The organism is Mycolicibacterium alvei (assembly GCF_010727325.1).
Classification (GTDB): domain Bacteria; phylum Actinomycetota; class Actinomycetes; order Mycobacteriales; family Mycobacteriaceae; genus Mycobacterium; species Mycobacterium alvei.
Genome location: NZ_AP022565.1, coordinates 3,166,868 through 3,182,968, shown reverse-complemented (window position 1 = coordinate 3,182,968; position 16,101 = coordinate 3,166,868). Strand labels below are relative to the sequence as shown.

At 64.0% G+C, this 16,101-nt stretch carries 17 protein-coding genes; 9 read left to right on the top strand and 8 right to left on the bottom strand.

Features of this window, described 5'->3' with window-relative positions:
- Positions 1–60: 60 nt before the first annotated feature.
- Complete coding sequence (locus G6N44_RS15275) at positions 61–1,323, bottom strand: hypothetical protein (protein WP_163665333.1); 1,263 nt, start codon at positions 1,321–1,323, stop codon at positions 61–63.
- A gap of 311 nt (positions 1,324–1,634) precedes the next feature.
- Between G6N44_RS15275 and G6N44_RS15270 the strand changes: the two genes are divergently transcribed.
- Positions 1,635–2,330 (top strand): rhomboid-like protein, encoded by a 696-nt coding sequence (locus G6N44_RS15270; protein WP_235682742.1) that lies wholly within the window; start codon positions 1,635–1,637, stop codon positions 2,328–2,330.
- On the opposite strand, the gene G6N44_RS15265 is transcribed toward G6N44_RS15270, so the two are convergent.
- The gene (locus G6N44_RS15265) at positions 2,254–2,721 is read right to left on the bottom strand and encodes a TetR/AcrR family transcriptional regulator (protein ID WP_235682741.1); all 468 of its coding nucleotides are present in this window, start codon (positions 2,719–2,721) and stop codon (positions 2,254–2,256) included. The two genes, G6N44_RS15270 and G6N44_RS15265, sit on opposite strands and share 77 nt — an antisense overlap.
- A gap of 209 nt (positions 2,722–2,930) precedes the next feature.
- Positions 2,931–4,028, bottom strand: coding sequence for a TIGR03857 family LLM class F420-dependent oxidoreductase (locus G6N44_RS15260; RefSeq protein ID WP_163665331.1), 1,098 nt, complete (start codon positions 4,026–4,028; stop codon positions 2,931–2,933).
- 153 nt (positions 4,029–4,181) lie between these two features.
- On the opposite strand from G6N44_RS15260, the gene G6N44_RS15255 reads away from it, so the two are divergent.
- A complete protein-coding gene (locus G6N44_RS15255) occupies positions 4,182–5,408 on the top strand; it encodes a serine hydrolase domain-containing protein (protein ID WP_163665329.1) in 1,227 nt (408 codons plus the stop codon).
- A 91-nt stretch (positions 5,409–5,499) separates the two neighbouring features.
- Here the strand turns inward: G6N44_RS15255 and G6N44_RS15250 are convergent, their stop codons facing one another.
- The 3 genes from G6N44_RS15250 to G6N44_RS15240 are packed head-to-tail and all read right to left on the bottom strand — an operon-like array spanning position 5,500 to position 7,478.
- On the bottom strand, positions 5,500–6,870 hold the full coding sequence (locus G6N44_RS15250) for a tetratricopeptide repeat-containing protein (RefSeq protein ID WP_163665327.1): 1,371 nt from the start codon (positions 6,868–6,870) through the stop codon (positions 5,500–5,502).
- A gap of 33 nt (positions 6,871–6,903) precedes the next feature.
- Positions 6,904–7,191, bottom strand: a complete 288-nt coding sequence (locus tag G6N44_RS15245) for a hypothetical protein (RefSeq protein WP_163665325.1) — start codon at positions 7,189–7,191, stop codon at positions 6,904–6,906.
- Entirely contained in the window at positions 7,188–7,478 is a 291-nt protein-coding gene (locus G6N44_RS15240) for a hypothetical protein (protein WP_163665322.1), read from the bottom strand. The genes G6N44_RS15245 and G6N44_RS15240 overlap by 4 nt, the downstream gene beginning before the upstream one ends.
- Positions 7,479–8,339: 861 nt before the next feature.
- Here G6N44_RS15240 and G6N44_RS15235 point away from each other — a divergent pair.
- Entirely contained in the window at positions 8,340–9,215 is an 876-nt protein-coding gene (locus tag G6N44_RS15235) for a hypothetical protein (RefSeq protein ID WP_163665320.1), read from the top strand.
- Positions 9,216–9,262: 47 nt separating this feature from the next.
- Here the strand turns inward: G6N44_RS15235 and G6N44_RS15230 are convergent, their stop codons facing one another.
- Entirely contained in the window at positions 9,263–9,499 is a 237-nt protein-coding gene (locus G6N44_RS15230; RefSeq protein ID WP_163665318.1) for a hypothetical protein, read from the bottom strand.
- Between the two features lie 5 nt (positions 9,500–9,504).
- Complete coding sequence (locus tag G6N44_RS15225) at positions 9,505–10,620, bottom strand: hypothetical protein (protein WP_163665316.1); 1,116 nt, start codon at positions 10,618–10,620, stop codon at positions 9,505–9,507.
- A 144-nt stretch (positions 10,621–10,764) separates the two neighbouring features.
- On the opposite strand from G6N44_RS15225, the gene G6N44_RS15220 reads away from it, so the two are divergent.
- The 6 genes from G6N44_RS15220 (at position 10,765) to G6N44_RS15195 (ending at position 15,860) form a co-directional block, all read left to right on the top strand.
- The gene (locus G6N44_RS15220; protein ID WP_163665314.1) at positions 10,765–11,097 is read left to right on the top strand and encodes a hypothetical protein; all 333 of its coding nucleotides are present in this window, start codon (positions 10,765–10,767) and stop codon (positions 11,095–11,097) included.
- On the top strand, positions 11,094–11,729 hold the full coding sequence (locus G6N44_RS15215) for a hypothetical protein (RefSeq protein ID WP_163665312.1): 636 nt from the start codon (positions 11,094–11,096) through the stop codon (positions 11,727–11,729). Before G6N44_RS15220 ends, G6N44_RS15215 begins: the two co-directional genes overlap by 4 nt.
- Before the next feature lie 381 nt (positions 11,730–12,110).
- Complete coding sequence (locus tag G6N44_RS15210; RefSeq protein WP_163665311.1) at positions 12,111–12,614, top strand: hypothetical protein; 504 nt, start codon at positions 12,111–12,113, stop codon at positions 12,612–12,614.
- Positions 12,611–12,901: a hypothetical protein gene (locus tag G6N44_RS15205; RefSeq protein WP_163665309.1), complete on the top strand. Its 291-nt coding sequence runs from the start codon at positions 12,611–12,613 to the stop codon at positions 12,899–12,901. Before G6N44_RS15210 ends, G6N44_RS15205 begins: the two co-directional genes overlap by 4 nt.
- 286 nt (positions 12,902–13,187) lie before the next feature.
- Positions 13,188–13,400, top strand: a complete 213-nt coding sequence (locus G6N44_RS15200; RefSeq protein ID WP_235682740.1) for a hypothetical protein — start codon at positions 13,188–13,190, stop codon at positions 13,398–13,400.
- A 75-nt stretch (positions 13,401–13,475) separates the two neighbouring features.
- On the top strand, positions 13,476–15,860 hold the full coding sequence (locus G6N44_RS15195; RefSeq protein ID WP_163665304.1) for a bifunctional DNA primase/polymerase: 2,385 nt from the start codon (positions 13,476–13,478) through the stop codon (positions 15,858–15,860).
- Positions 15,861–16,101 lie beyond the last annotated feature (241 nt).

Here is a 16,101-nt window from a genome sequence, read left to right as displayed (position 1 = left end):
CACAGGAAGAACACAGTCGCCGCACCTTTCCATCGAGAGGTGCGGCGACCGGGCGTGAACCTAGTCTGCGGATCCACCGTTGTCCGAAGCCCCGCCCTTGCTCTTGCTCTTGCTGTCGGCTGACTTCTTGGTGGCGGCGCTCTTCTTGCCGCCGAGGGTCTTCTTGATGCCGTCGGCCACCTTGGAGACGGTCTTGTCGACCCCCGTGCGGATGTTCTTCAGTGCGCTGCTCGGCCGTACTGTCTTGCGCAACTTGCTTGTCGGAGCGACCGTGCCCGGCGTGGCCTTGTTGCCGTCGGAAGCTGCAGTGGTACTGGCGGATTCAGAACCTTCGGATTCAGCACTGCCGGATTCATCTTCGTCGGCCACCGGAGCCGCCGGGAGCGCAGCAGGCCCCGACTCTGAGAGCTCGGCATCGGGTGCACCGACGTTCAACGCCACCATCGTGGAACCACCCACGTTGGTGTCGGTGACCGACATACTGGTGGCGGCGGGAGCGGGAACGGGCGGCAGCGCCTTGGCGAGGCGTTCCGGCATCTTGACCAACAACGAGGTGAGCGCGCCACCCAAGATCACCCGGCCGCCGGCCACCGACCGGTAATCAAGCAGACCGCCGTCGCTGTTCAACAGCGCATTGGCAAGGGTCGCGGGAGTGTTGATGATGGCACCCAAGGCGGCCACCGGGTCGCCGGCCTCCATGGCGTCGACCACATGTTGCGCGCTGACTCCCAACGCGTTGAACGGGTTGTAGAACGGCAGCTGGACGCCGTTCAGGATGTCGGTGACGGTGTTGAGCGTAAGCGTGAACTTCACCGTTGCGGTGAGGTCTTCCATCACAGCTTGAGGCACGTAGAGCCATCCCGACATCCCCATGCCGGCCCAGATCACGCCGCCGATCGCGGCCGTGACGGTCTGGGTCGCAAGGGCTGGCTCACCGGCGAGCACCTGCTCGACCGCCGTCTGTAACCCGGCAGGGAGACTCTGCGTCGCCCAATTGCCAAGGGCCTGAAGAAAAGCGGGGTACCCGCCGAACAGCTGGTCTCCGTAGAACTCCAGCTTGGCTTGCAGGACCCTTTGCAGTGCAGGGTTGGTGGAGACGCGGGTGAATATCTCGGTGAGATTGGCCGACGACTGTTGCAGGACGTCCGCCCAGGCGGTGACCGGGTTGAGGACGGCGAGATCGCTTGCGGCCGCGGACAGCTGCACCGCGCTGGCGCGAACGTCGGGCAGGGCGGGTGGTGCGGAGATGGGCGTGACGGCGATGGCGCCGGCGCCCACCAGGGCGACGCCGGCTGTCACATAGGGCCGAAGTGTGCGTTGCAAGGCTTTCCTTTGCTGACTGGATGGCGACGCTGATCAGCGACCGATGACGCTGCGAAGAATCTCGGGGTCGCCGATGATGGTTGATCTGACGGGGTAGTTGAAGGATGAGACGACCAGAAAGTAATGGACTGAGGGGCTCTGGAAGCCTGACGCCGGGAAACTCTGTCCACCTGATGGACGGCTGCGATCCGGCCGCACCCATTTTGAGCAGGTAGTTTGCTGTCTCGGTGGCTCGGAAATTGGTCGTCGGCTGCTTCAAGATTCAAAATGCCGGCTAGTTGCCGGAATCGCACGCGCACATACTGGATACCGTGCGCCCGCAGTCATGGCCGGCGGCGGTGTGGAGATATGTTCGCAGCGCCCCGCTGACCTACGCCTGGTTGGCGGCACTGCTGGTCACCACGATCATCCAGCGTCAGACGCATGGGCGGGAGTTGCACGACCTGTTGGTCGAGAGCTCGACCAACATCCACCACCTGGAGACCGATCCGCTCTACGTACTGGTCACCAGCCTGTTCTGGATCGACGGCCGTTTCTGGACGCCGTACCTGGTCCTGTTCAGCCTGATCCTCGCGCCGGCTGAGCGTTGGCTCGGTCAAATACGTTGGCTGACTGTCGGTTTGATCGCCCATGTGCTGGCCACCTACCTCAGCGAGGGGCTGCTGTATCTGGCGATCCACAACCACCTCGCACCCGAACGGCTCGTCCATGTCCGCGACGTCGGGGTCAGTTACTTCCTGCTCGGGGTCGGCGCCGTGCTGGCCTATCGCATTCCGCGGCCGTGGCGCTGGGGGTATCTCGGTGCGGCATTCGTGTGCTTCGGTGCCGCTTTGGTGGTCCACATCAACTTCACTGCGATCGGTCACCTGGCGGCGCTGTTGGTCGGGTTGTGCTGTTACCCGCTGACGCGGCGGAGGGGTGGGGGCGGGCTCAAGACCGCGGCTGATCCAGCAACGCGACCACGGCGTCGGTCAACGTCGCGCGGGCGATCTCCAGGTCCGAGGTGAAACCCACCTGACGTTCGTTACTCAGGCCGCGGATCGCGGCGGGCAGCAGACACCGCACTCGATACAGCTGGTCCGCGTCCAGGTCCAGCCCGTCCATCAGATAGTCGAAGCCCTGAATCCAGTCGAGTTCGCGTGCGGCGAAAGCCGCTGCCGTGAGCGGATACTCGGCAGCGATATCGGAACGACGTGCAGGCAGCGAGGTGCGCAGAGCGGTGAGGGCCCGGCCTTCGGTGGTGTCCAGATAGGCCCAGACGGAATCGATGGCTGCGGTCACGCGCTCCCGCAGGGTGTCGCTGCGCGTTATTTCGTCATCGGGTGACCAACTGCGGGAATGGATCTCGGTGATCACCGCCACCCACAGCCCGTCCAGGTCGCCGAACTGGTGCTGCACCGTGCCCCAGGTGACGCCCGCGTCTTTGGCGATCCGATTGGCCGAGACCGGCTCGCCACCGCTGTCGGCAAGACAGCAGATGGCGACGTCGAGGAGGCGCGCCCGGGTTTCCAGGCCGCGCTTGTTCAGCCGCGTGCCCGCGGCCGACTGGGCGACCGCGTCGTTCCATTGTTCTCGGGCGCGGGTGGCCTGCGGGGATTCGCGGGTGTTCAGGCGAACCGTCCGGGGTTCGCCGCGACAGCCCGGCGCAAGGTCGGCCGGTTGTCTCGGTACGCCTGCACGACGGGCGCGAGTTCATGCGGGCTGGCGCCGTGCATGATGACCGAGTGGGTGCCCAGGCCATATTGCCGGGCAATGGTTTTCGCGCAGTCCTGCGGCGAACCTTTGGCCACCGAGTCCAACCATTCGGCGGGAATCAACTCGGCGATGCGTTGCAGCGTCTCGAATGAGGCACTGGCGTCGATCGGCCCGGCCGTGGCCGCATCGGCGAACAGTTCGGTCTGCTTGATCCGCTCCCATACCGCCGGATCCCAACCGTTGGACGTGACGAGCACGTCGGCGTACGCCTGCAGGTAGGTGGCCAACCGGCCGACACCGCGACGCATCTGATCCTCCGGCGACAACGCGTCGGGGACCGTCGCCAGGCACGCCCAGATGCGGACGCTGTCGGGATCTCGGCCGGCGCGTTCCGCCCCGCGGCGCACTGCGGCGACCGACGACGTCGTCGCCTCGTCGGAGAAAAAGGTATGGAGCACAACGAAATCCGCGATCTCGCCGGCAAGTTCCATGGTCTTGGGGCCGACCGCTACCAGGCCGATCGGAGGGCCGTCGGGCAGGCCGCTCGCGTGGCGCAGGAACGGGTATTTCCCTGCCGGCCCGTCGTGATCGAGGATCATCTCGCCGGCCCAGAGTCGGCGCAGGATCCCGAAGAAGTCACGCAGACGCGCCTCGGTCACCACAGGCAGGCCGATCGCCTGCCAGTACGCCGCCATACCGCGCCCGAACGCCATCGCGAAGCGGCCCTCGGTGAGGGCGTGCATCGTCGACCCGATCGTCGCGGTTACCGTGGGGTGCCGGGTGTGGTAATTCGTCGACGGCGCGATCCCCAGCGTCGTGCTGGCGCCTGCGACCGCGCCGGAGAGAACCGCGGGATCCTTCACCGTGAAACGTTCACCGATGTGGCACGAGCCCAGGCCGAGCTCGTCTGCGGTCCGGGCTTCGGGCAGAACCACCCGGACATCCGCGGGGTGGCGGGTCACGGCGTAGTAGCCGAGTTCGTTGAGCTGGTCGAGCTGGTTCGTGCTCAATGACGTGCCTTTCGTTCCGTGGACGTCTTGCACTGTCGGTCGCGGTGGCCGTAATTGTCAATGAGGGTTCTCAATGAATGGGAAAGTGAGTACTAGCATCATCTTCGAGGGGCCGATAGCGACCGGTGTCCGCTCGGCGGTGGGAGCAACGACATGGCTCACAGGGTCAGGGTTTCACCCGATCTGGTTGGCGGCGGCGTCAACGAGGGTTACGGGAAGGTCGTCGACGCGTTTCGTCGCAACCTCGACGGCGGAAGTGAGATCGGTGCCGCCGTCGCCGCCTATCGCGACGGCCGCAAGGTCGTCGATCTGTGGGGTGGCTACCGCAACGGGACGACGCACTCACCGTGGGAGCACGACACGATGGTGATCGTCTTCTCGACGACGAAAGGGATCGCCGCGCTGACCGTGGCGCTGGCCGTCTCGCGCGGATACGTCGCGTATGACACACCAGTGGCTGACTACTGGCCCGAGTTCGCCCAGAACGGCAAGGATTCCGTCACGGTCCGGCAATTGCTTTCGTATCAGGCAGGATTGGCTGTTTCCTCCCCGCCGTTGACGCTGGGCGACTATGCCGACCCGGCGCAAGCGTCGGCGAAGCTCGCGGTCCAGCGACCCGCCTGGACCCCGGGAACTCGGCACGGCTATCACCCCTGGGGCCTGGGCCCGTACGTGAGTGAACTGATCCGGCGTACCGACCCCGCGGGGCGGACGCTCGGTCGGTTCTTCGCCGAGGAGATCGCCGCACCGCTCGGATTGGATTTCTACATCGGGCTACCGGAGTCGGTCGATCGCGACCGCGTGGCGCACCTGCACGCGTTCTCGGCGGCCCAAATGCTGTTGCATCTCCACACGCTTCCGCCGGGCTTCGTCCTTGCGATGATGAATCCACGCAGCCTTACCGCCCGCGCCGCCATACCGCCCGGCGTCAAGGCTTTGGACGAGTTCAACCGCGATGAGTTGCGCGTTGTCGAGATGCCGGCGGGAAACGGCACCGGAACCGCGCGGTCCATTGCGCGGCTGTACGGCGACGCCGCCACCGACGGCGCCGGGATCGGCTTGTCGTCGACGACCCTCGAGGCGTTGAAAGCGTCGGCGGTACCCCCGGCAAACGGATTGCACGACACGCTTTTACACCTGGATGCCTCATGGTCGCTCGGCTTCTTGAAGCCACCAGTTCCGAGCGTCTTCGGCTCGTCCGACCACGCGTTCGGCACCTGCGGGGCCGGCGGTTCATTCGGATTCGCCGACCCGGATACCGGCACCGGCTTCGCGTACGTGCCGAACAAGATGGGCTTCCACGTGGTCAGCGATCCGAGAGAACTGGCCCTTCGGCAGGCGCTCTTTCGGGATGTGATCGGCGCTCGGGTGCAGACGTGAGCTGCAGGTATGGAGCCGATGACGGGAATCGAACCCGCGTATTCAGCTTGGGAAGCGATGGAGTGCCGGCGCTGTGGTTCCAGCGCCGGCGTCAGTCGTCGATGGTGACGTCGGGCTGCCAATAGGCCGGCAGTCCGCCGCTAACCCGTTGCTCGATGACCCGGTCGACGGCGCGGGTCGCCTCGGTGAGCGGATGTCCCTCGCCCAGAACACGACCCGCCTCCTCGATCAACGTATGCGTGCGCTTGCGGGCGAGTTCGAACATTCCGCCCTCCCAAAACAGCCACGCCAGCCAGTACCGCCACAGCAAGGCCTGCTCGCTGTCGTTGCCGAAGCTGCGAACCGCGTCACCGAAGCCTCGTTTGCCGGCGATCACCCGGAGCATCAGATCCCGCATCTCGGATTCCTCGTCGCTGGCGAAACCGTCGGCCTCCGCGATCGCGTCCTCGTCAAGGTCGCCGGATCCCAGCCACGGCCGGTCCGGGTCTAATTCCACCTCCTCGCGTTCGGCCTCGAACTCGATACCCAGGTCGTAGGCCATGTCCCGGTACTCCTGTAGGTACCGCTGCCATTCGGCCCGGGCGGCCTCGCGCTTCTCGTATGCATCGACGGTCAGCGGATCCTGCGCTCCACGGCCGCGCGCCAGATCGTCCGCCAGCACTTCCCACTCTGAGATCCGGTCGATCGCTTTCGCGTCGTTCGGTGTCCACGTCGCCCGCGTGCTGCGGGCCAGCAGGGTATTCGGGCTGTCGTATCCGAACACGTTCTGCAGGGTCGGGATCAACTGATCGAGTTCCTCGAGAATCCGTGGCGTGACGCCCACGGCTTCCCCTCTCCACGTCCACTTGGCCAGCGCCGCCACCAGGGTCCGCGGATGATGTTCGCCCAGAAGCGTTGTGCTATAGATCTGCACGGTCGACGCGTCGACGCTGGCGCCGAACGGATCGCGGAGGGCGTGGCGGGCCTGCGCGGACCCGTAGAGCGACGCGAGGGTCAGTTCGTGCTTGACGCCGAAACGCCGGGTTTCGGCGCCGCACAGTTCGGTCCAGGTGAGCAGGCGCTGTGCCGGAGTGTCGCTGGCATCCGCCAGGTATGCCAGGGTGTGACGAGCCTGCAGCGTGGCCGCGTGCTCGGCGCCCAGCACGCCGGACATTGTGGGGACCAGGTTTCGCAGTGTCTCGCCGGCGTCGGTATCGCCTCGGTGGTAACACCAGTCGGCCCGCATACCGGCCACGGTCAGGGTGTCGGGGTGGTTTTCGCCGAGGATCTCCCGGCGGCCCTCCAGCACGGAGGTGACCTCGTCGATCGCGGCGTCGGTGTCGCCGGCGGCCATCCGGGCCGACGACAGCGTCAGCAGCGCATCCAGGGTCTGGGAATCCCGATCACCATGTGCGGCGCGCAACGCCAGCCACTGCTGCTCGGCAGCGGCCACTGGATCAACGGGTCGGTCCTCGTCGGCCACGGTATGTCCCCTCTCGATGTGTCGTCGGCGTGGTCAGCGGATCACGCTGACGGTGACCACGATGACCACAAAAACCAGGTATGCCGTCGCCCAAGCCAGGCTCGCGGCGGCGAACCCGAGAGCCACCGGCCGCGCCGGTCTGATGAGCGACACCAGCGCCGCGATCGCGGCCGGAACGATCCAGGCGACCGGGAGTAGGTCGATGAATATCGGATGCGCTGTCGTCAGCGCTCCGAGGAACAACCCGAGCACCTGCAGGGCCGGCCGCGACGATAGAAGAAGCGGCTGTGACGCAGGTGCAGGCTCGAACCGATCGGTCACTTGGCGATTCCGAAGATCATGAGTGACAACAGCATCGGCAAGCCCAGCAGGGCGCCCAAGGTGATCGCCGCGCCGATTCGAGGAGCTTTGTACCGATACAGCCCGATGCCAGCGGCGGCGATCAACAGCGCAACCGCACCCACCGTAACGACATTGCGTGTATGCGGGACCGGATCGAAGATGCCGATGCAGGCCAGCAACACCGGCCACAGCAGTCCGGCGAAAACCGCGGCGCCGAACACGCTCGGACCCCAGCTCTTCATGGTCGTGGACGAACCGGCGATCATCGCGCGGGCGCCATTGTCGGAAGTATCAACAACGGCCCAACGATCGGTACGGACACGGGGCGCACACTGGACCCTGGGGGGGCTGTGGCCAGCGGAGCGGCGAGCGTCGGCGAGGCGGCCGGAACCGGCTCACGCTCGTGGGGTGTCAGGGACGGCATGCCGATATCGGCGAGAGTCATCGACCCCATCGGCATCCTCCTCGTCGTGGAATCAACCCCGGAACGGAGGGCGTGTTCCATAGTTTATCTAGCCTCGCGACGGTCACCGGACACAAAAGTTCCGCGGACGCCATGTCGGGGGCCCGCCCGTAAGCCTGGGAATCGGCTGTAGGTGAAGGGCGCTGGCGCCGCGTGAAAATGAGTGTGTCGGGGGTTTGAAGGCGGCATTGGGTCCGCCGGCTCGCCCGCCGCGCGACTTCCGCCTGCCCAGCGGTGACCCCGGCGATTGGCCGGGCACCGGCTAGTTCGGTGCCGGAGTGTCGCAGTTGGATGTGGAGCCGATGACGGGAATCGAACCCGCGTATTCAGCTTGGGAAGTATTTTCCAGACGCGAACAGGTGAGCGATAACGCCTGGTAGATCGGCCGCATAGCAAAGCCAAATTGCAACGCGGCCTGCAACTTAGGTACGGCTAGCGCACTAGTCGGGTACGGCTACGGTACGGGCGCAGTACGGGTTCAGTCGGGGGTATGGACGGGGTACCGGGACACGACGCCCCCGTCGACACGCCGAGTCGTGTCAGAGCACGGTCATAGACTGGCTCCAGTCGCTCGAACGCATGAGCGAGAACTTGCGCATGCACCACAGAAGGCGAGGCAATGACAACCACAGGCGACCTCCCGGCGAAGTACAGGGATGCTGCTGTGATCACCTTCGAACACCACGCGATCAAGATGGCTAGCAAGATCACCGCGAGCAAGGTCAACCCGCTGACCGGTGACGTGACTCTCACCCTCATGCCTTTTGAGGGTTTGATCCACCCGTATCCGTTGCTGTTCGACCCGCCGCTGATCGAGCATGCCGTGGGCAAGAACAACGGCTTCGCGCACCGCTGGGAGATGCTGAGCTACGCGTTCGCTCTGCCGGACCCGGCTGACTTCCCAGCCCTCGCAGGCCTCACCGATGACGACAAGACCGTGTTGCGTCGCTACGCAAAGGTATGTCGGCGGCTCGCCGGATACTCTGCGCTCAACGACGAGACCGGCCTTAGTTGGTCCGTGAAGAAGGGCGGCCAACCCGACGTCAAATTGTCGTTCCCGACTGAGGAAGCCTTTGGGGGCACCTCGCTTGCCTTCCGCCAGCTGCACAGCGACGACGAGACAGCGTCATTTAGCCGGACAAAGGGCCTGCTGATGAAGGCGATCAAGCTGCTACCCGCTGCCGAACAGGAAGCACCGAAAAATGTTGTAACACAGTGGGCAAAGGCCCGCGGCAAGCTAATGAATCGGCTGTTGGAGAACATCGTCGCGACCAAGGTTGGCAAGTCCGGTCCTCACCCAGCGCCGGATGACTTCCCGTTCAGCTACTGCAACATCGATCCGCAGAAGTTGATTCTGACGTTCAACTACGGCGACACCATTCACTTCTCTGGCGAGCAGGAGTCGCTATCCGAATTGCTTGAGGTCGAAGCGAACGCAGCCTATTACAGGCACGCCGTGTTGCTTGCGATCACCAGTCTCAGCCACCTGTATTTCGGCTTCGCGGTGTTGGCTGAGGCCGCAATGGCAGACGCGAGCTAGCGCGCTTCTTCTGCTTGGCCGTGCTACTAGCGGCTTACGCTCCACTATTAGTGGGTCACGGGGTCGCCCGAGTAACCGCGTGGTGCACCGCTGCGCCTGTACCTGCCCTTCGGCGGATCGGTCATGTCCGGCGACCGGCCCACATATGCGCCACCCTCGCTCGGCGGGGCGTACTCCCGCCCTGGCGGGGCCGGCCCCGGTCCCCAGGAGAACTCGGTGGCGCCGGTGTGCTCACAGCCACGGGCGTGTTCGCCGTCGCCGTACCACTTACGGTCGAAGCTCATCGTGGTTACCTGTGGGCGACGATGACGGGCGGCGTGTAGGTCGTGCTGCCCGTGATCTGAATTGCTAGGGCCGCGCTACGGTGCCGAATGCCGACGCCGAACGAACGCGCCAAGAACGACTCTTGCAGCGGGTACGGCCCCACACCGGGAATCGCGCGCAGACCGCGATAGGCCGGGTTGGTATGTTCCCTAAAACCAATGGGATTCGACTCACTGTTGGGCCCACCAGTCGCAACAATGGCCGCCCAACCTGCGGGGATAAAGTAGCTTTCGATCACCAACGCCTTGCCGTAACTGCCGGTGACCTCTAGGCCGTTGTAATCGGGCGGCGGGGCAGCCCCTTCCACGCGTTCGGTGGTGAGCCGCGCCGGGGCGTTGGAGGACGGGATGAAGTCGTACTTGGGAGTTTTACTGGTATCGAACGTCACTCCCGCCCGCCAGCTCGTGATCTTCGACGACTCCAAATCGTTCGGATGTACCAAGAGCAGGAACCGCGCGGATTGTGTTGAGCCGTAGCCGTGTTCCTTCACATGGTTGATGCCGGCCTCGACATGAACGGGGTCGAGTGTGACACTTTGGGTCGTGAGGTAATGGGTGTGTGCACCGTCGAACGTGCGGCCCAGGTGCGCGGGCGGGACCATCCCGTCACCGTTCCACAGTCCGTAAACCGAATGACCGAAGTCGTTGGTACGCACCACGTTGGAGAACAACCGCTGAAGGATCGTGCCAGTGGTGAGCCGGTTATCGGCTTCGAATGCGCGGATGATGCGGTTGTCGACCTGCTCCCGCGTCGCATCGCGGAGGTAGCGCCAGGTCATCCGTAGCGCGAGGTCGTGGTCTTTGAAGCTGTAGCCGAGCTTTAAGTACGACGGATCGGAAATGCCACGGGGAGCGCCGAATTCTGTGGCCTCCTCAAAAAGTTCCGCTTGCACGTCCTGCGCTACAGCGTCGGCGGCGTTGATTGTCTTGTACGACAGCAAGTTGGCAATGGCGCTTCGGTGCTGGTTGTACTCCGCCAAGGCGGTGGTCAGCTCATCCCAGATGACCGAGAGGTCTGTGCCGTCCGCGAGCTGATTGACAAGTACATCACCGCGGGTTTGCGTTCCGCTGCGGTTCACCATAGTCGTCTCCTTGTGTAGCGGTTAGGGAGAACCTACGCCTGAAACACACTGCCGCGCTGAGCCAAAGACGCCGACTGTTAGTTTCGCGGCGGTCGGCAGCTTAATGTCGGCGGACCGGGGCGGTTAGCGGCTAGAATCGAATATATGACGAATAGCGCTGCACCGCCGATGAATACGGCGCGACGAGCGGAAACCTTTGCAAGAGATTGGCAGGTCGAGCCAGTGCCAAAGAGGCATGAACCACCGCCCGGCGTGGTCGTGTCGGAAGTGCCAACTATCCGAGGTCGAGCCGGTGCACACCGCTGGCTGAACGATGTTCTCGGTGTGCCAGTGCGCCTGAACTATGTTCGCGCCGCGACGGCCAAGGGTGAATTAAGTGGCGTGAGAATGTCTGGCGCGCTGTTTTTCTCAACACAAGGACTATTCGACTGGATCATGTCCCGATACGACGACACCAACAAAGGAGCGACTACATGACCATGGATCCGCAAAGCCGACAACTCTTTGACAAATATCGGATGGGTGAGTCGCCCGACCCCGATCACCCCATTGTGCAGGCGATGCTTGACGCCAAGCGGATCGTGGTGCGGTCGACAAGGTCTGGCGATGACGCAAGCTCGCTTTTCGACCCGGCTTGGTCACCGAGGATGTACGACCTCGCCGAGCGGACATTAAGCAACGTCCACCATGGCCTCGGCCGCGGAGGCGACATGCGGTATGTCAACACCGCCGGCAATACCCTTCGAGGGCCAAGACGCGACCGTGAAACGTATGTACATTTCGTTGGCGACGAACGGGCTTTCGTCTGCAAGGGCAAGCCTGATGAGTTCGCGGCGACATTGCCCCACCTGCATTGGCTACACGACATCGCGAACGGATGCCAGATCAATATTGCGGACGACTGCGGCGGGGCGACGGTTCGGGTTCCGCTGCTGCGGGGGCGGTTCTTACTGATCTTCGCGTGCTGTGTACCGTGCCGCGAGCAGGCGGGTGTGATGGCCGACGACGGTTTCATCATCAGTGAGATGGATGAACAAGCGGACCTGCTACCCGGCGCGCGGATCATGCCAAACCCCGAGCCCGACGTGAACCCCGACGCCTGGGCGTAGAACACATCGCCCTGGCACCCGTCGTGGTGCGTAGCGGCGTGCCGAGCACCGGGACGGCGACCGGGTAGGCCGGGGCGGGCGGCACCCCTGATAGTTGTGGACGGCGTGCACAAGTTCGCCGGGTTAAGGACGGTCCTGGCACGCTCGGTGATGGCTGGCTAGACTGATGGGGACCGCCGTGATCGGCTCGGCGGGATGAACAGTCTTTCGGTGACGGCATCCGCCCCACGGGGCGGGGGACCAGAACAGACTGAGGCGCAGCAAGCTGACGCAGGGTGCCCTCGGAGAGACAAACCAAGTCTGTACAGAAGTGCAGGTGAAAGTTTGCTTCTCCGAGGGCACCTTTGGTTTCTCCGGGAGAGGCATAGAACGGAGGAACACATGAAAGAGACGGACGAGCACGCCGTGGTCTTGGGCCAGCTGGACCCGCACGACAAGGCCATCCGTGAGGATGAAGGCAGGAGCATCGAGGCCCGTTGGGACTTTGGCAACGTCCTGTTGAAGCAGCGCGACGACAAGAAGCAGCTGCGGCGCGGGTTGGTGGCGAGGGTCGTGAAGGAGTACGGCGTCAGCCGTAGCGAGATCCATCGGCGTATGCAACTCGCCGAGAAGTTCAAGAGCAAGAGCGAAGTGTCCCACGCGTGGGACAAGTACGGCTCGTGGCGACGCATCACCCGCGACGTACTGCCGAAAACTCCACGCAAGGAGAAGGCTGAACGATTGACGGAGAAGGTCGAGCCGTCGCCGGAGGATCAAACCAGGGTGACGGTTCGCCGCCTTGCGCTGTGGGCCGGGGGCTCCGATGATCGCTGTGACAAGCTCGTGGCGATCCTGCGCGAGGATTTGCGCCCGCTGGGCATCAACGTCACAAAGGCCGGATCATGAGCGCGGAGTGGAAGATCGGTGCGAGCCAGCTGTGCAGTCTGCGCGGCATGATCATCGACCGGGATGCGGCGTGGCGGGCTGACCCCGAGTGGGCGCCCATCATCGACGCAGCGATTCGCGCGGGCATCGAGAACATCGATGGGCCCACATTCGGCCGCATCTTCGCGCAACTGTGGGGTGGCGGCTACCGAGGCGACTACACCACCTACGGGATGGGAGAGGTACGCATGGCGAAGGCCTGGCGACGGTACCTCAAGAAGCACAGGGTGCAACCCGCCGACACGTAACCCGCTGCGCCGCTGCCGCGTTCGTCGGTGTTGAATCGGCGGCGCGGCTGCGGGCCGGGTAAGGTATAGGTATCGACAACTGAATATCGCCCGCGAAAGGCCACATAGACGAGCTGTTTCGTCAGCAACATTCTACGGACCGACGCGACGCGCTAAACCGATCTGAACTGGCGTGCGTCGAAGGCAATCCCTCACATACCTAGAGGGTGCGCTTTCGATGCGCGCCAGTTTTGTTTGCGCGCCGATTTTTCCGAGGACAGTGATGGACGAGAGCCAGAAGCCGACCATGACCGAGCAAGAACTCTGGGAGTGGCTGCACTACGACGAGGGCATCCCCGTGACGCGACGTGCAATCAAGCACGCGGTTCTGCGCCGGGAGATTCTGCCGACGCGTATCGGCAATTACAACCTCTACAGCAAGCAAGACGGCTGGGACTGGATCAAGTCCCGCAAGCAACCGGGCGTCTATCGGCTGCCGAAAACTGCGGCAGCCCAATAAGAGTGTTGCCCCGGTGGGGATGGCAACCCGCCGGGGCGATACGACCGTCAAGCCTGGCAACCGAAGGACGTAATCGTGAGCTTACCTGAACGGACAGAACGCCGAAAGCGCAAGCGGCGCAACCCGATGTACCTAGCGATCACGAACGGTGAGTCTGTGCCGCAAAAAGGTCTGCACTTTCCGGACGTGACCGGCATGACTCTGTTGGAAGCGGCCTTGGCCTATGCCGAGGCGGGGTGGTTCGTGTTGCCGGTGAAGAGTGGCACCAAGAACCCTGGCAGTGTGGTGGGCGGTCGGTGGCAGGAGCTGTCTAGCCGCGACCCCGAGCAGATACGCGAGTGGTGGTCCGAGAACTCAAATCACGGGATCGCCCTACACTGCGGCCGCTCTGGTGCTGGGGTGTTCGACTACGACATGAACAACCTGGACGCTCTGAGGGTCATGGGTCGCGGCGACCTGGCTGACGCTCTGTTGAGTGCCGAGGCGGTGCAGGGCACGCGCGGCGAGGGCGACCGAGGGCACTACATCTTCTTGCTACCCGACGACGGCAAGGAGTACGGCAACAGCGCTGGCGCGTTCACCGTCGTCGGAGAGTTCCGGGGTAAGAACGGCGTCATCATCGCCGCCCCGACACCACACCCCGACGCCGAGACCAAAGGCGGGGAGTACCGACAGGTCAGGACCGGCCCGGTGGGGCGGATGCCGGACGTGTTGCGGGAGTGTTTGTCCGAGGCGGGGGCGAGCGCCGACCCGCTGACCGATGCGGAGACGGAAGCGCTTCTCGACACACACACCGCGCGGGGCGAGTGTGGCCGGGAGGGATGCCGACACGGAGTCGAAGGTCCGGTGAAGCAGTTCCGCGAGCGCATTGCGAACGGCGAAAGCCGCCACGACAGCCTCGTGAGAGTTGCGCCGTGGGCTTTCGCGGAGGCGATGGCCGGCTGCTATCCGGCGGGCGAGTTGTTCGGCACGCTGCACTCGGCCTACGCAGCAGAGTTCAGCGCCGACGACGAGCCCGAGCGAGTGGCTCAGTTGAGCGACGAGTACGTGCGGGTCGTGCGGTGGGCGATGGCCGTCGCGCAGGCTGACCCAGACCGGGCTCACCGCAATGATGACTTGCCGACCGATGCGGAGTTGGAGGCGTTCTGGTCGGCACGGGACATCCTGCGCCACATATACGCGTCGTCGTTGGCGCAGCAGATGGACCCGCGTGGTGTCTTGGCGGTGCACCTTGTGCGTGCGATCTGCTCGATACCGCCGTATGTGACGCTGCCGGGAACCACTGCGGCGCGTGCAAGCCTGAATCTTCACGTAGCTTTGGTGGGTCCGAGTAGCGGCGGCAAGAGCAGTTCGGTTGGTGTCGCCAAGGCAGCGGTCGCGGTGACACCGGAACCTGAAGTGACGACGCTCGGCAGCGCGGAGGGGATCGCTAAGCAATACGCCTACCGCGACACCAAGACCAAGACCATAGTGACCGTGACAGACACGCTGCTGTTCAACGACACGGAGATCGAATCTGTTGAGGCGCTGTCGAAGCGGTCCGGCAACCCGCTGATGAGCCAGTGGCGCAAGACCTTCACCGGCGAACAACTTGGCTTTGGCTACGCCGACCCCAAGCATCGGATACCCGTGCGCGCCCACAAGTATCGGTTCTGCCAAGTTCTCGGGATTCAACCGGAACTGGCGGGATGGCTACTCAACGGAACGCAAGCGGCAGCTGGTACGCCGCAACGCATCCTGTGGGCGCCGGTCGTCTACTCACAGATGCCGCGACCAGAGGACCTGCCCGCCTGGCCGGGGCAGAAAGTGTTGCAGGAGTGGCCTATGCCGGTAGATGAACGCAGCACCGATACATCTGGCACGAGGACCAAGTGGCCGAATCTGAAGGCTGTCGACCGGGACGCGAACGAAAACATGTTGCGGGAACACGAGTTAGGGGTACCGGGGGCTGTGGGCGCGTTGATCCGTGAGGCCCGTTACAGGTTCCACCACGGTGAGGTCGACAGTTTTGGCGGCCATTCGACGCTGACGCGGTTGAAGGTCGCTGCGGGACTCATGTGGCTAGACGGCCGGACCGACAAAGTCACCGAGGAGGACTGGGACCTAGCCGGGGTCGTGATGAGGGTGTCGAACTCGACGCGTGCGAGCGTGCAGAATGCTTTGGCCACCGAGGCGAGGGACACGAACAGGCGACGTGGACACGCAGAGGCTGAACGCGAGGACGCCAAAGAGGACTACAAGTACGACAAGACCATTGCGCGAGTGTCCGAGCGGATACGAGAGAAGCTGCGTGGCAACAACGGACAAGCCAAGGCGAGGTTGCGGCGACAGTTTGGCCGCGACAAGGAGTATGTGGACGAGGCTCTCGCGCGACTTATTGCAGTCGGCGACGTTGAACTAGAACCCATTGAAGGCACAGGGAATCCGGGCCACCGAGTGTGGCTGAAGGCGGGCCGATGAATAAGCGGCTCGAAGGGGGTACGGGGGTACGAACGTACCCCCTTGCGCCGAAAGTTCGTGACTTAGGCCGTCCTAAAAAGACCTGGTCGTCGTCAATCGACCATTCGCGTTATACGCGCGAGGCTGAAGGTTTCGCGCCGCAGAGGGGGTACGGCGTACCCCCCGTACCCCCCCGTACCCCCTTGAACGCCGCCTTGGCTATACGCCTTGGCCGAGAATCGAAGCGACGGCGCACCGCGCG